The sequence below is a fragment of the Streptomyces sp. NPDC045956 genome, from assembly GCF_056430705.1.
The window spans coordinates 124587-137958 of record NZ_JBWKKZ010000012.1; the positions used below are offsets into that span (position 1 = coordinate 124587).

Consider the following 13372-nt stretch of genomic DNA (forward strand, 5'->3'; position numbering starts at 1 on the left):
GAATCCTAGTCCGCCCGTACGACAGCCAGTCCGGAGCCGGTCGCCCGACCGACAGTGAAGAGGCGAGACCCGTCCTCTCCTACTGCGGCCCGTACTTCCGTCCCGTCCGCGAAGACAGGCCGCCCAGCATGCCCCGCGGTACCAGCTTCGCCGCGCCCATCAGGGTCTTGTAGCGGGGGTCGGGGATCGACAGGGACTTGCCGCGGGACAGGTCGGCGAGGGCCGCCGCGACGACCTTGTCCGCGTCCAGCCACATCCAGTTCGGGATGTTGTCCGTGCCCATGCCGGCCCGCTCGTGGAACTCCGTGCGCACGAAGCCGGGGCACAGGGCCATCAGGCGGACGCCGCTGCCGGCCAGGTCCTTCGCCACGCCCTGGGTGAACTGCACGACCCACGCCTTGGACGCGCCGTAGGTGCCCCGCGGTACGAAGGCGGCGACCGAGGCGACGTTGACGACGCCACCGCGGCCGCGCTCGCGCATCGCCTCCGTCGCCGCCGAGGTCAGCCGCAGCACCGCCTCGCAGTGCACCTTGAGCATGGTCAGCTCGTCGGCCATGGAGACCTCGAGGAAGCGGCCCTTGTTGCCGAAGCCGGCGTTGTTGATCAGCAGGTCGACGGGGTTCCTGCGCTCGCCGAGCCGGGCGGCCACCGCGTCGATGCCGGTGTCCGTGGCCAGGTCGGCCGTGAGCACCTCCGCCTCGATGCCGTGCCGGTCGTGCAGTTCGGTCGCCTGTTCGCGCAGCCGCTTGGTGTCGCGGGCGACCAGCACCAGGTCATGCCCGTCGGCCGCCAGCCGACGCGCGAACGCGGCGCCGATGCCCGCCGTCGAACCCGTAATCAATGCCGTTGTCATGGCGCAAGGTTAGGGGCCCGGGCCGGGCAGGTCCGTTCCGCTCCCGGGGTCGCCGCGGGAGTGCCGCGCGCACACCGTGGGCCCGCCCCTCGTGCACGAGGGGGCGAGCGCGGTGCGGGCGGTGGGCACGATCCGCTGATGCCTTGTCAGGCCCCTTGACCGGCCACGTACTTGCGGGCTGTCGCCAGTGACTCCGGGTGCAGCGCCTCGCCCGCCGCCAGCAGTCGCGGCAGCAGCTCCCGCTGCGTCGTCACCGCCCGGAACTGCAACGCCACCGTCACCTCGTGGTCCGGCCGGTGCACGATCGCGACGGGGTCGCCGACCCGTATCTCACCGGGCTCGATCACCCGCAGGTAGGCGCCCGGCGCCCCCTTCTCCGTGAAGCGCCGCACCCACCGCTTCTCCCCCAGATGGCCCTGGAAGGTACGGCACGGGATACGGCCGCAGGTGACCTCCAGCACCAGGTCGGGCCCGACCCGCCAGCGCTCGCCGATCAGGGCGCCGGAGACGTCCACGCCCGTGGTGGTGAGGTTCTCGCCGAAGGCGCCGTTCGGCAGCGTCCTGCCCAGCTCGCGCTCCCAGTCGTCCATGTCCTCCCGCGCGACCGCGTAGACCGCCTGCTCGTCGCCGCCGTGATGGCGCGTGTCGCACACCGCGTCCCCGGCCACCCCGCTCGCCCCGACCCCCTTCGGGCCGGGCGCCGACACCCGCACGATCCCGTCGGTCGGCTGCTTGTCGATGCCGGTGACGCCGTCGGGGTGGTCCGTGTAGGGCACGGCCTTCGGACGGCCCAGGTTGACAGAGAGAAGCTTCATGGCGGAACGGTAGAACACCGCTCATCAAAGCGTCGACGCACTATTCGGCGTCCGGCCAAAGCGTCGCTTATCCTCGGCGGTGTGATCGAGGCTCGTCATCTCCGTGTGCTGCGCGCCGTGGCATCGACCGGTTCCTTCTCCGCCGCGGGACGCGAGCTGGGCTGCACCCAGCCCGCCGTCAGCCAGCAGATGAAGGCCCTGGAGGCATCCGTCGGCACCCCCCTGCTCGTGCGCACCGGGCGGGAGATGCGGCTGACCCAGGCCGGCGAGGCGCTCGTGCGGCACGCCGCCGGGATCATCGCCGGACTGACCGCCGCCGAGGAGGAGGTCGCCGCCATCGCCGGGCTCCGGGCCGGCCGGGTCCGCCTGGTCTCCTTCCCCAGCGGCAGCTCCACCCTCGTGCCCACCGCCCTGGCCGCGCTGCGCGCCGCGCACCCCGGCACCCGGGTCTCCCTGGAGGAGGCCGAGCCGCCGAGATCCGTCGAGCTGTTGCGCGAGGGCGACTGCGACGTGGCGCTCGCCTTCCGCTACGAGGGCGCCGCGGGCGCGGAGGAGTGGGACGACCTCGTCGTACGGCCGCTGCTGACCGACCGCCTGGTGGCGCTGGTACCCGAGAACCACCGGCTGGCGCGCACCGGGGAGACCGGCGCCGTGGCCATCGGGGAACTCGCCCGGGAGTCCTGGATCGGGGGCTGCCCGCGCTGCCGGGGCCAGCTGGTCGAGGTCTGCGAGGGGGCCGGCTTCACGCCCCGCATCGACTTCGCGACCGACGACTACCCGGCGGTCGTCGGCCTGGTGGGGGCGGGCCTGGGCGTGGCCGTCCTGCCCCAGCTCGCCGTCGAGTCCGTACGGCCCCGGGGCGCACGCACCGTGGCGCTGGAGCCGGCGGTGCGGCGGGAGATCGTCGCGCTCACCCTCCCCGACCTGGCCCAGGTGCCGGCGGTGACGGCGACGCTGGACGAGCTGGCCCGGGCGGGGGCGCGTCAGCCGGCGGCGCGCTGACCGGCGGCCCCGGCACCGCGCGCCGAGGCGTCGGGCCGCGTGGCCGAGGGCGAGAGAGAAACGTTCCTTCAGTGAGGCGCGGCCGCATCGCCGCCGGCCGACGCCGACGCCGCCACCAGGCGGTTGCGGGCGCGCCCCATCAGCTCCTCGCGCTCGTCCTCGGTCAGGCCGCCCCACACGCCGTACGGCTCGCGCACCGCGAGCGCGTGCGCCGCGCACTCGGCGCGGACCGGGCACCTCATGCAGACCTCCTTGGCCGAGTTCTCGCGAGCACTCCGCGCCGCACCGCGCTCACCCTCCGGATGGAAGAAGAGCGAGCTGTCCACCCCGCGGCACGCGGCCAGGAGCTGCCAGTCCCACAGATCCGCGTTCGGTCCGGGAAGGCGGGAGAAATCTGCCATTGCGTGACCCCTTGTTGCCGCTATGGGTGGATGTAGGAGATACGCCGACACCGGCATCCACGACCGTACAACTACGATCTAAGGAGATGAAAATATGACTCATTGCGAATCTAGCCGCAGACACCAGCGAAGCGGAAGAAAAGCGGCTAAATGGGGCATCGGTTGTGATGAAACGGGGCGGGTCCGACGCGCATGTCTGCTGCGTGGCCGTCCCCTCACGTAGAGTGCCGAAGACGACACACAGCCCCGTAACTCTTTCGAGTGACCGTCGTTGAGAGTGCGGAGGCGGTTGAAGGAACAAGTGCTCGGGCGGGCGTCCGGGACGGTCGACCGCACAGGTGACGATTTCGTACCAGCCTGGAGGCTCAACGTGACGCGCATCAGCTGCGGAGGACGGCCATGACTTCCGTCCTCGTCTGCGACGACTCCCCGCTTGCCCGAGAGGCGCTCCGCCGCGCCGTCGCGACCGTGCCCGGCGTGGAGCGCGTGACGACGGCGGCCAACGGCGAGGAAGTCCTCCGCCGCTGGGGCGCCGACCGCTCGGACCTGATCCTGATGGACGTACGCATGCCCGGCCTGGGCGGCGTCGAGACCGTCCGGCGGCTGCTGTCCGCCGACCCCGGGGCGCGCATCATCATGCTCACCGTCGCCGAGGACCTGGACGGCGTGGCCCTCGCGGTCGCCGCCGGCGCCCGCGGCTACCTGCACAAGGACGCCTCGCGCGCCGAGCTGCGGGCCACCGTGACCCAGGCCCTCGCCGACCCGACCTGGCGGCTCGCCCCGCGCCGGCTGCGCTCGGCCGAGATGGGCGCCGCGCCCACGCTCACCGCGCGGGAGATCCAGGTCCTGGAGGGCATGAGCCACGGCCGCTCCAACGCGGAGATCGGCCGTGAGCTCTTCCTCTCCGAGGACACCGTCAAGACCCACGCCCGGCGGCTCTTCAAGAAGCTCGGCGCCTCGGACCGGGCACACGCGGTGGCGCTCGGCTTCCGGTGGGGCCTGGTCCGCTAGGGGCACCCCGTGCGGTGGAGGCGGAAAGGGCCCGTCGGGGATGCCGCGATCCCCGCTTATCGCGAGGTGAGCGGGGCTGACAAGGCGACCCGCCGGACGCCCCATGCTTGTTTCGCCGCCGATGACGCATCCTTGAGGTGTGGAGTTCCTCGGGGACGAGTCGGTCGAGCGGGAGGGGAGGGCGCAGGGGATGAGTTCCGGCGCACCTGCTCATAACGCTTCGGTGCACAACAACGGGCGCGGAGCCACGGATCGGACGGCCGCAAGGCACCATGGACCGATGCGTGACGACGAGGCGGCCCCCGATCAAGGGACGGTCGGTGGGCTCGTCCACCGCGCCGTCGACGGGGACGAGCAGGCCACGCACGACCTGCTCGCCCATGTCCATCCCTTGGCGCTGCGCTACTGCCGCACCCGTCTGTCCCGGCTTCCGGGCGACGCCCGGCACTTCGTCGAGGACCTCGCCCAGGAGGTCTGCGTCGCGGTGCTGCTCGCCCTGCCCCGCTACAAGGACACCGGACGCCCCTTCGAGGCGTTCGTCTTCGCCATCGCCGCCCACAAGGTCGCCGACCTCCAGCGCGCGGCGATGCGCCACCCCGGCTCGACGGCCGTCCCGTCCGACGAGATGCCCGAGCGGCCGGACGACTCACTGGGCCCCGAGGAGCGCGCGCTGCTCAACAGCGACGCCGCCTGGGCCAAGAAACTGCTGGCCAACCTGCCGGAGAACCAGCGCGAGCTGCTCCTGCTGCGGATCGCGGTGGGACTCACGGCCGAGGAGACCGGGCAGATGTTGGGAATGTCACCCGGTGCCGTGCGCGTCGCCCAGCACCGGGCCCTGAGCCGCCTGCGGGCCCTGGCGGAGCAGTAGCGCCGGGCCTGAACACGCGACGGCCGACGTCCGTACGAAGCTACGAATGCCGCGGCCGCCCTTGATCGTGGAATGAGCCACCTCCGCTTCCCGTTAGCATGGACATCCGCACCGATCAAGGCCATTTTGGGGAAGGTGTCATGACTGCCAACGTCGACGGAGTGCCCGCCAAATTCGCGACACTCGGGCTGACCTACGACGACGTGCTGCTGCTGCCGGGCGCGTCGGACATGGCGCCCGACGAGATCGACACCGCCTCGTACGTCTCCAGGAACGTGCGGGTGAACATCCCGCTGCTGTCCGCCGCAATGGACAAGGTCACCGAGTCGCGCATGGCGATCGCGATGGCCCGCCAGGGCGGCGTCGGCGTCCTGCACCGCAACCTGTCCATCGAGGACCAGGCCAACCAGGTCGACCTGGTCAAGCGCTCCGAGTCGGGCATGGTGGCCAACCCCATCACCATCCACCCGGACGCCCTGCTCGCCGAGGCCGACGCGCTGTGCGCCAAGTTCCGCATCAGCGGCGTCCCGGTCACCGACGGCTCCGGCAGGCTGCTCGGCATCGTCACCAACCGCGACATGGCCTTCGAGACCGACCGCTCCCGTCAGGTGCGCGAGGTCATGACGCCGATGCCGCTGGTCACCGGCAAGGTCGGCATCTCCGGCGTGGACGCCATGGAGCTGCTGCGCCGCCACAAGATCGAGAAACTGCCCCTGGTCGACGACCACGGCGTGCTCAAGGGCCTGATCACGGTCAAGGACTTCGTCAAGGCCGAGAAGTACCCGCACGCCGCCAAGGACGGCAAGGGACGGCTGCTGGTCGGCGCGGCCGTCGGTGTCGCCGGTGACGCCTTCGAGCGGGCCCAGGCGCTGATCGAGGCGGGCGTCGACTTCATCGTCGTCGACACCGCGCACGGCCACTCCCGCCTGGTCGGGGACATGGTCGCCAAGATCAAGTCGAACTCCTCCGGCGTGGACGTCATCGGCGGCAACATCGCCACCCGCGACGGCGCCCAGAGCCTCATCGACGCCGGCGTGGACGGCATCAAGGTCGGTGTCGGCCCCGGCTCCATCTGCACCACCCGCGTCGTCGCCGGCATCGGCGTCCCGCAGGTCACGGCCATCTACGAGGCCTCGCTCGCCGCCAAGGAGGCCGGCATCCCGGTCATCGGCGACGGCGGCCTCCAGTACTCCGGCGACATCGCCAAGGCCCTGGTCGCGGGCGCCGACACGGTGATGCTGGGCTCGCTGCTCGCGGGCTGCGAGGAGTCCCCGGGCGAGCTGCTGTTCATCAACGGCAAGCAGTTCAAGTCGTACCGGGGCATGGGCTCGCTCGGCGCGATGCAGACCCGCGGTGACCGCAAGTCGTTCTCCAAGGACCGCTACTTCCAGGAGGGCGTCGCCTCCGACGAGCAGCTGGTGCCCGAGGGCATCGAGGGCCAGGTGCCCTACCGCGGCCCGCTCTCCTCGGTCGTCCACCAGCTGGTCGGCGGCCTGCGCCAGTCGATGTTCTACGTCGGCGGCCGGACCGTGCCCGACCTCCAGGACAACGGGCGGTTCGTGCGGATCACCTCCGCCGGTCTCAAGGAGAGCCACCCGCACGACATCCAGATGACCGTCGAGGCACCGAACTACAGCCGCAGCAAGTAGGCAGCAGCCTCCCGAGGGCGGCCCCGGACCATCCGGGGCCGCCCTCAGCAGTGCCCCGGCGTGCCCGTCGGGGATACTGGAAGGCGCTGCAACGCATCAGGGAAAGGCCACAGACGTGACTGAGATCGAGATCGGGCGCGGCAAGCGCGGCCGCCGGGCGTACGCCTTCGACGACATCGCCGTCGTCCCCAGCCGCCGTACGCGGGACCCGAAGGAGGTCTCGATCGCCTGGCAGATCGACGCCTACCGCTTCGAGCTGCCGTTCCTGGCCGCTCCCATGGACTCGGTCGTCTCCCCGGCCACCGCCATCCGCATCGGCGAGCTGGGCGGCCTCGGCGTGCTCAACCTCGAAGGCCTGTGGACCCGGCACGAGGACCCCGAGCCGCTGCTGGAGGAGATCATCGGGCTGGACGCGGACACCGCGACCCGCCGCCTCCAGGAGATCTACGCGGCCCCCATCAAGGAGGAGCTGATCGGGCAGCGCATCAAGGAGGTGCGCGACTCGGGCGTGGTCACCGCCGCCGCGCTCTCCCCGCAGCGCACCGCCCAGTTCTCCAAGGCGGTCGTGGACGCGGGCGTCGACATCTTCGTCATCCGCGGCACCACGGTCTCCGCGGAGCACGTCTCCGGCTCGCACGAGCCGCTGAACCTGAAGCAGTTCATCTACGAGCTGGACGTCCCGGTGATCGTCGGCGGCTGCGCCACCTACACCGCCGCCCTGCACCTGATGCGCACCGGCGCGGCGGGCGTCCTCGTCGGCTTCGGCGGCGGCGCGGCGCACACCACGCGCAACGTGCTCGGCATCCAGGTCCCCATGGCGACGGCGGTCGCCGACGTGGCCGCCGCCCGCCGCGACTACATGGACGAGTCCGGCGGCCGGTACGTGCACGTCATCGCCGACGGCGGGGTCGGCTGGTCCGGCGACCTGCCCAAGGCGATCGCCTGCGGTGCCGACTCCGTGATGATGGGCTCCCCGCTGGCCCGTGCCACGGACGCCCCGGGCAAGGGCAACCACTGGGGCATGGAGGCCGTGAACGAGGAGCTGCCGCGCGGCAAGAAGGTCGACCTCGGCACCGTCGGCACCCTGGAGGAGGTCCTCACCGGCCCCTCCCACCACCCCGACGGCTCCATGAACTTCTTCGGCGCCCTGCGCCGCGCGATGGCCACGACCGGCTACAGCGAGCTGAAGGAGTTCCAGCGCGTCGAGGTGACGGTGGCGGACTCGCAGCACCGGCGGTAGTCACACGCACGCCGTACCGAAGGGCCCGCAGCGATCGCTGCGGGCCCTTCGGCGTGTCCGAGGGTCAGAGCCGGTGCGCCGCCCCCGTCGGGGTGGCGCCCCGCGTGTCCAGGAGCAGCTGGGCCTTGACCGACAGGCCCTGGAGGTCGTACGTGCGGTGCTGCTGGAGGAGGATCGTCAGGTCGGCGTCGGCGGCGGCCTCGTAGAGGGAGTCGGCGCGCGGGACCGGGCGGTCGGCGACCTTCCAGGCCGGGATGAGGGGGTCGTGGTAGCTGACCGCGGCGCCCATCGACATCAGACGGGACGCGATCTCCTCGGCCGGGGCCGCCTGCTGGTCGGCGAGGTCGGCCTTGTAGGTGACGCCGAGGAGCAGGACGCGGGCGCCCCGCGCGGACTTGCCGTGCTCGTTGAGGAGGGCGGCGGCGCGCTGGACGACGTAGCGGGGCATCTGGGCGTTGACCTGCTGGGCCAGCTCCACCATGCGCAGGCTGTGGGGGGCCTGCCCGGTCAGGTCCTGGGGGACGGAGTGGCCGCCGACGCCGGGGCCGGGGCGGAAGGCCTGGAAGCCGAACGGCTTGGTCTCCGCGCAGCGCAGCACGTCCCACAGGTCGACGCCGAGGTCGTCGCAGAGGACGGCCATCTCGTTGACGAGGGCGATGTTGACGTGCCGGAAGTTGGTCTCCAGCAGCTGGACCGTCTCCGCCTCGCGGGGGCCGCGCGCGCGGACCACCTTGTCGGTGAGGCGGCTGTAGAAGGCGGCGGCCGACTCGGTGCAGGCGGGGGTGAGGCCGCCGATGACCTTCGGGGTGTTGGCAGGGGTGAAGTCGCGGTTGCCGGGATCGGCGCGGCTGGGGGAGTAGGCGAGGTGGAAGTCGCGGCCGGCGCGGAGCCCGGAGCACTCCTCCAGGAGGGGGCGCAGGAACTCCTCCGTCGTGCCCGGGCGCACCGGCGACTCCAGGATCACCGTGGTGTGCGGGCGCATGTGCGCGGCCAGGGTGCGGGCCGCGGCCTCCACCTGGGTGAGGTCCAGGCCGCCGTCCGCACCCGGTGGGGTCGGGGCGCAGATGACGGCGGTGCGCACGCGGCCCAGCTCGGCGGGGCCCGCGGGGGTGCGGAAGCCCGTGGCGAGCATCCGGCGCACCTCGGCGGGGGTGAGCGGGTCGGCCTCGGGGCCGGTGCGGTAGCCGAGGGTGGGGATGCCGGCGGCGACGGCGGCCTGGGCCAGGGGCAGGCCGTACGGGCCGAGTCCGATGACGGCGAGATCTGCGGGCATGGCGTGGGCCGTCCTTCCCAGTAGCCGAAGCGGGACAGGTGCGCAAGCCCGGTGGACAGGATGGGCGAGCACAACGTCAGACTAGGAGTAAATATGACCGATTTACGGGATTGGTCCGGTGCGTTTCGGTGAGTGTCGGGGGTGGCGGCGAGCCGCCGGATGTGCGGCGGGACGGCGGGCGGGGAGTTGTCCACAGGCTGGGGGCCGTGCGGCGGCCGATGTCGGGCAGGCCGGTCAGAATCTGGGCATGGTGGGTACCAGGAACCGGGCTTCGCCCCGACGGGTGCGGCCGACGCGACCGACAGCGGGAGGCAGCAGTGAGGACAGCGACACTGGGGCCGGCGCAGCGCGCCGAGTCGCTCGCGGCCATGGCCGAGCGAGAGCTGGACGTGCTGGTGGTGGGCGCGGGCGTGGTCGGTGCGGGCACGGCGCTCGACGCGGTGACGCGCGGCCTGTCCACCGGCCTGGTCGAGGCGCGGGACTGGGCCTCGGGCACCTCCAGCAGGTCCAGCAAGCTGATCCACGGCGGCCTGCGCTATCTGGAGATGCTCGACTTCACGCTCGTCCGGGAGGCGCTGAAGGAGCGCGGTCTGCTGCTGGAGCGGCTCGCGCCGCACCTGGTGAAGCCGGTGCCGTTCCTGTACCCGCTCCAGCACAAGGGCTGGGAGCGGCTCTACGCCGGCTCGGGCGTCGCGCTCTACGACGCCATGGCGATGGCTCGCGGCCACGGCCGGGGCCTGCCCACGCACCGGCACCTGAGCCGCCGTCACGCGCTGCGGGTGGCGCCCGCCCTGAAGAAGGACGCGCTGGTCGGCGCGCTCCAGTACTACGACGCCCAGATGGACGACGCCCGGTTCGTGACGACGCTGGTGCGCACCGCGGCGGCGTACGGCGCCCAGGTCGCCAACCGCGCGCGGGTCACCTCCTTCCTGCGCGAGGGCGAGCGCGTGGTCGGCGCGCGCGTGCAGGACGTCGAGGCGGGCGGGGAGTACGAGATCCGCGCCAAGCAGGTCGTGAACGCGACCGGTGTGTGGACCGACGACACCCAGTCCATGGTGGGCGAGCGCGGCCGGTTCCACGTCCGGGCCTCCAAGGGCATCCACCTGGTCGTGCCGAAGGACCGCATCCACTCCACCACCGGGCTGATCCTGCGCACCGAGAAGTCCGTGCTGTTCGTCATCCCCTGGGGCCGGCACTGGATCATCGGCACCACGGACACCGACTGGGACCTGGACAAGGCCCACCCCGCCGCCTCCAGCGCGGACATCGACTACCTGCTGGAGCACCTCAACTCGGTGCTGTCGGTGCCGCTCACCCGCGACGACGTCGAGGGCGTCTTCGCCGGGCTGCGCCCGCTGCTGGCGGGGGAGTCGGACGCCACCAGCAAGCTCTCGCGCGAGCACACCGTCGCGCACCCGGTGCCCGGCCTGGTCGTCGTGGCGGGCGGCAAGTACACGACGTACCGGGTGATGGCCAAGGACGCCGTGGACGCCGCGGTGCACGGGCTCGACCAGCGCGTCGCCGACTGCGTCACCGAGATCACGCCGCTGCTCGGCGCCGAGGGCTACCGGGCGCTGTGGAACGCGCGGGCGCGGGTCGCCGCGCGCACCGGCCTGCACGTCGTACGGGTGGAACACCTGCTGAACCGGTACGGGGCGTTGGCCGAGGAGGTGCTGGAACTCGTCGCCGCCGACCCCTCCCTCGGCGCACCGCTGCACGCCGCCGACGACTACCTGCGCGCCGAGGTCGTCTACGCAGCCTCGCACGAGGGCGCGCGCCACCTCGACGACGTGCTCACCCGGCGCACCCGCATCTCCATCGAGACCTTCGACCGGGGCACGCGCAGCGCCCGCGAGGCCGCCGAGCTGATGGCACCGGTCCTGGGCTGGGACGAGGAGCAGGTCGAACGGGAGGTCCAGCACTACGAGAAGCGGGTCGAGGCCGAGCGGGAGTCCCAGCGCCAGCCGGACGACCTCACCGCCGACGCGGCCCGGCTCGGGGCCCCGGACATCGTGCCCCGGTAGCGCCCGGAGGGGTCCGGCGGGAGGGGCCGGTGGGGCCCGGGTGACGTGCGGTCAGTCGGTCACGGCGCCCGCCCCGGCGTCCGGGCGGGCCGTGAGGCACCCTGGGCGTCGAGCACTTGTCGGGTGAGAGACAATGAAGGCTCTGTCAGGGCGGGTTGCATGAGGGGACGCATGTCGGAGGCGGAGCGGGCGGGGACATCCCGTACGGACAAGAGCGCACGTCTCCTCGCCGGGCGGTACCGGCTGGGAGACGTGCTCGGCCGCGGCGGCATGGGGACGGTGTGGCGGGCCGAGGACGAGACCCTCGGACGCACGGTCGCCGTCAAGGAGCTGCGGTTTCCCGGGAACATCGACGAGGAGGAGAAGCGGCGCCTGATCACGCGCACGCTGCGCGAGGCCAAGGCGATCGCGCGGATCCGCAACAACAGCGCCGTGACGGTCTACGACGTGGTCGAGGAGGACGACCGGCCGTGGATCGTGATGGAACTCGTCGAGGGCAAGTCGCTCGCCGAGGCCATCCGTGAGGACGGTCTGCTGGAGCCGAAGCGCGCGGCGGAGGTCGGCCTCGCGGTCCTCGACGTGCTGCGCTCCGCCCATCGCGAGGGCATCCTGCACCGCGACGTGAAGCCGTCGAACGTACTGATCTCCGAGGACGGCCGGGTCGTCCTCACCGACTTCGGCATCGCCCAGGTGGAGGGCGACCCGTCCATCACCTCCACCGGCATGCTCGTCGGCGCCCCCTCCTACATCTCCCCCGAGCGCGCCCGCGGCCACAAGCCGGGTCCCGCGGCCGACCTGTGGTCGCTCGGCGGACTGCTGTACGCGGCCGTGGAGGGCACCCCGCCCTACGACAAGGGCTCCGCGATCGCCACGCTCACCGCGGTGATGACGGAGAACCTGGAGGAGCCCAAGAACGCCGGGCCCCTGCGGGACGTCATCTACGGCCTGCTCACCAAGGACCCCGAGCAGCGGCTCGACGACGCGGGCGCCCGCGCGATGCTCAACAAGGTCATCCACGCGCCGGACCGCGCGGCCGACACCGAGCCGGCCGACGCCACCAAGGTCGTACCGCTGCCCGCGCAGCCGGACGAGCGGACCCGCCGGGGCGGCTCGGCGGGTGCCGGGGGCAAGCGGGCCGAGGAGGCCGGGGAGCGGTTGCGCGGTGCGCTGCGTTCCGTGCGCAAGGCCGCGGTCGGAGCCGGTGGAGCCGGCGCGGCGGCCGCGTCCCGCGGCAAGCCGGGCGACTCGGACCGGGACGCGCGAGGGGCCGCCGGAGCGGCCTCCGCCGCGGGTGCCGCCGGAACGGCCGCGCAGGCCCCGCGCGGTGCGCGGGCGGCGACGGAACCGGGAGCCGCCCCGGCCCCCGGCGCGCCGAACGCCGCCGCGGGCAACCGCAGTTCCGGCTGGCCCGTCGTACCGCCGCCGGACCTGCCCGCCCGGTCCGCGCCCAGGGCGCCGCTCACCGACGTGGTGCCGCGCCGGACGCTGGTGATCATCGCGGTGATCGTGGCGCTCGCCGTGCTCGGCACCGTGCTGGCCCTCACCCTCGGCGGCGACGACAAGGGGGCCGCGGGCGGCGGCGACAAGCCGGTCGCCTCCGCCGGGGCGAGCGACGACACGAAGCAGGACGACGGGAGCGGGACCCGCACCGACGGCTCCGCGTCGGACGGGGCGTCGGACGGCCCCTCCGACGGGGCGTCGGAGGGCGGCGCACCGGAAACCGGCCCGAGCGCCTCCGGCGACACCGGTACCGGGTCGGGCGGTGCCGGGAAGTCCGACGACGCCGCCGCGGCCTCCACCCACCAGGGCGGCCAGGGCTACTCCCTCGGACTGCCCGAGGGCTGGAAGCACCGCTCCACGGACGCCGCGGGGGACCGGTTCACCGGCCCGCGGGGCCAGAAGCTGCTCGTCGCCTGGACGTCCACGCCCAAGGACGACCCGGTCGCCGACTGGGAGAACCAGGAGCGGTACATGGTCCGCTCCCAGTACAAGAAGATCCGCATAGAGAAGGTGGACTACCGCGGCTGGAACACGGCCGACTGGGAGTTCACCTACTCGGACGGCGGTACCGCGTACCGCACCGTGGACCGGGGCTTCGTCGTCAGCGACCGCCAGGGGTACGCGCTCATGTACACCGCGAAGGCCGCCGACTGGGACAGTGACCTGCGCCGCGACACCTGGCGCACCCTCACGAAGTCCTTCGAGCCCAAGTCCTGAAGCGACGCGGCCCGGGTTT

General features: G+C 72.6%; 11 protein-coding genes. 7 read left to right on the forward strand and 4 right to left on the reverse strand.

The window, feature by feature from the left end; genetic code table 11:
* Positions 1-79: 79 nt before the first annotated feature.
* Together AC07FV_RS28355 and AC07FV_RS28360 are read right to left on the reverse strand one after the other, a co-directional pair.
* Entirely contained in the window at positions 80-853 is a 774-nt protein-coding gene (locus AC07FV_RS28355; protein ID WP_479090175.1) for an SDR family NAD(P)-dependent oxidoreductase, read from the reverse strand.
* Positions 854-999: 146 nt separating this feature from the next.
* The gene (locus AC07FV_RS28360; RefSeq protein WP_479090177.1) at positions 1000-1668 is read right to left on the reverse strand and encodes an MOSC domain-containing protein; all 669 of its coding nucleotides are present in this window, start codon (positions 1666-1668) and stop codon (positions 1000-1002) included.
* Positions 1669-1749: 81 nt separating this feature from the next.
* Between AC07FV_RS28360 and AC07FV_RS28365 the strand changes: the two genes are divergently transcribed.
* Positions 1750-2670 (forward strand): LysR family transcriptional regulator, encoded by a 921-nt coding sequence (locus tag AC07FV_RS28365; RefSeq protein ID WP_479090178.1) that lies wholly within the window; start codon positions 1750-1752, stop codon positions 2668-2670.
* Positions 2671-2738: 68 nt separating this feature from the next.
* Here AC07FV_RS28365 and AC07FV_RS28370 read toward each other — a convergent pair whose 3' ends face one another.
* On the reverse strand, positions 2739-3071 hold the full coding sequence (locus tag AC07FV_RS28370; protein ID WP_383641440.1) for a WhiB family transcriptional regulator: 333 nt from the start codon (positions 3069-3071) through the stop codon (positions 2739-2741).
* Between the two features lie 399 nt (positions 3072-3470).
* Here AC07FV_RS28370 and AC07FV_RS28375 point away from each other — a divergent pair, with 399 nt between their 5' ends.
* The 4 genes from AC07FV_RS28375 (at position 3471) to AC07FV_RS28390 (ending at position 7839) form a co-directional block, all read left to right on the forward strand.
* Positions 3471-4082 carry a response regulator transcription factor gene (locus AC07FV_RS28375; RefSeq protein ID WP_003948568.1) on the forward strand — a complete coding sequence of 204 codons (612 nt, stop codon included), beginning with the start codon at positions 3471-3473 and terminating at the stop codon, positions 4080-4082.
* 280 nt (positions 4083-4362) lie between these two features.
* Positions 4363-4950 carry a sigma-70 family RNA polymerase sigma factor gene (locus tag AC07FV_RS28380; protein ID WP_019329587.1) on the forward strand — a complete coding sequence of 196 codons (588 nt, stop codon included), beginning with the start codon at positions 4363-4365 and terminating at the stop codon, positions 4948-4950.
* Positions 4951-5090: 140 nt separating this feature from the next.
* Positions 5091-6599, forward strand: coding sequence for an IMP dehydrogenase (guaB, locus tag AC07FV_RS28385; protein ID WP_479090179.1), 1509 nt, complete (start codon positions 5091-5093; stop codon positions 6597-6599).
* Positions 6600-6714: 115 nt separating this feature from the next.
* Positions 6715-7839 (forward strand): GuaB3 family IMP dehydrogenase-related protein, encoded by a 1125-nt coding sequence (locus AC07FV_RS28390; RefSeq protein WP_479090181.1) that lies wholly within the window; start codon positions 6715-6717, stop codon positions 7837-7839.
* Between the two features lie 64 nt (positions 7840-7903).
* Here AC07FV_RS28390 and AC07FV_RS28395 read toward each other — a convergent pair whose 3' ends face one another.
* Positions 7904-9112 (reverse strand): nucleotide sugar dehydrogenase, encoded by a 1209-nt coding sequence (locus tag AC07FV_RS28395; RefSeq protein ID WP_479090182.1) that lies wholly within the window; start codon positions 9110-9112, stop codon positions 7904-7906.
* A 317-nt stretch (positions 9113-9429) separates the two neighbouring features.
* Between AC07FV_RS28395 and AC07FV_RS28400 the strand changes: the two genes are divergently transcribed.
* Positions 9430-11136 (forward strand): glycerol-3-phosphate dehydrogenase/oxidase, encoded by a 1707-nt coding sequence (locus AC07FV_RS28400; RefSeq protein WP_479090184.1) that lies wholly within the window; start codon positions 9430-9432, stop codon positions 11134-11136.
* A gap of 171 nt (positions 11137-11307) precedes the next feature.
* Positions 11308-13353 carry a serine/threonine-protein kinase gene (locus tag AC07FV_RS28405; RefSeq protein WP_479090185.1) on the forward strand — a complete coding sequence of 682 codons (2046 nt, stop codon included), beginning with the start codon at positions 11308-11310 and terminating at the stop codon, positions 13351-13353.
* The last annotated feature ends 19 nt before the right edge of the window (positions 13354-13372 follow it).

Coding starts and splice junctions, on each gene's coding strand:
- AC07FV_RS28355 (WP_479090175.1), bottom strand. CDS start 853: ATGACAACGGCATTGATTACGGGTTCGACGGCGGGCATCGGCGCCGCG.
- AC07FV_RS28360 (WP_479090177.1), bottom strand. CDS start 1,668: ATGAAGCTTCTCTCTGTCAACCTGGGCCGTCCGAAGGCCGTGCCCTAC.
- AC07FV_RS28370 (WP_383641440.1), bottom strand. CDS start 3,071: ATGGCAGATTTCTCCCGCCTTCCCGGACCGAACGCGGATCTGTGGGAC.
- AC07FV_RS28375 (WP_003948568.1), top strand. CDS start 3,471: ATGACTTCCGTCCTCGTCTGCGACGACTCCCCGCTTGCCCGAGAGGCG.
- AC07FV_RS28380 (WP_019329587.1), top strand. CDS start 4,363: ATGCGTGACGACGAGGCGGCCCCCGATCAAGGGACGGTCGGTGGGCTC.
- guaB (WP_479090179.1), top strand. CDS start 5,091: ATGACTGCCAACGTCGACGGAGTGCCCGCCAAATTCGCGACACTCGGG.
- AC07FV_RS28395 (WP_479090182.1), bottom strand. CDS start 9,112: ATGCCCGCAGATCTCGCCGTCATCGGACTCGGCCCGTACGGCCTGCCC.
- AC07FV_RS28405 (WP_479090185.1), top strand. CDS start 11,308: ATGTCGGAGGCGGAGCGGGCGGGGACATCCCGTACGGACAAGAGCGCA.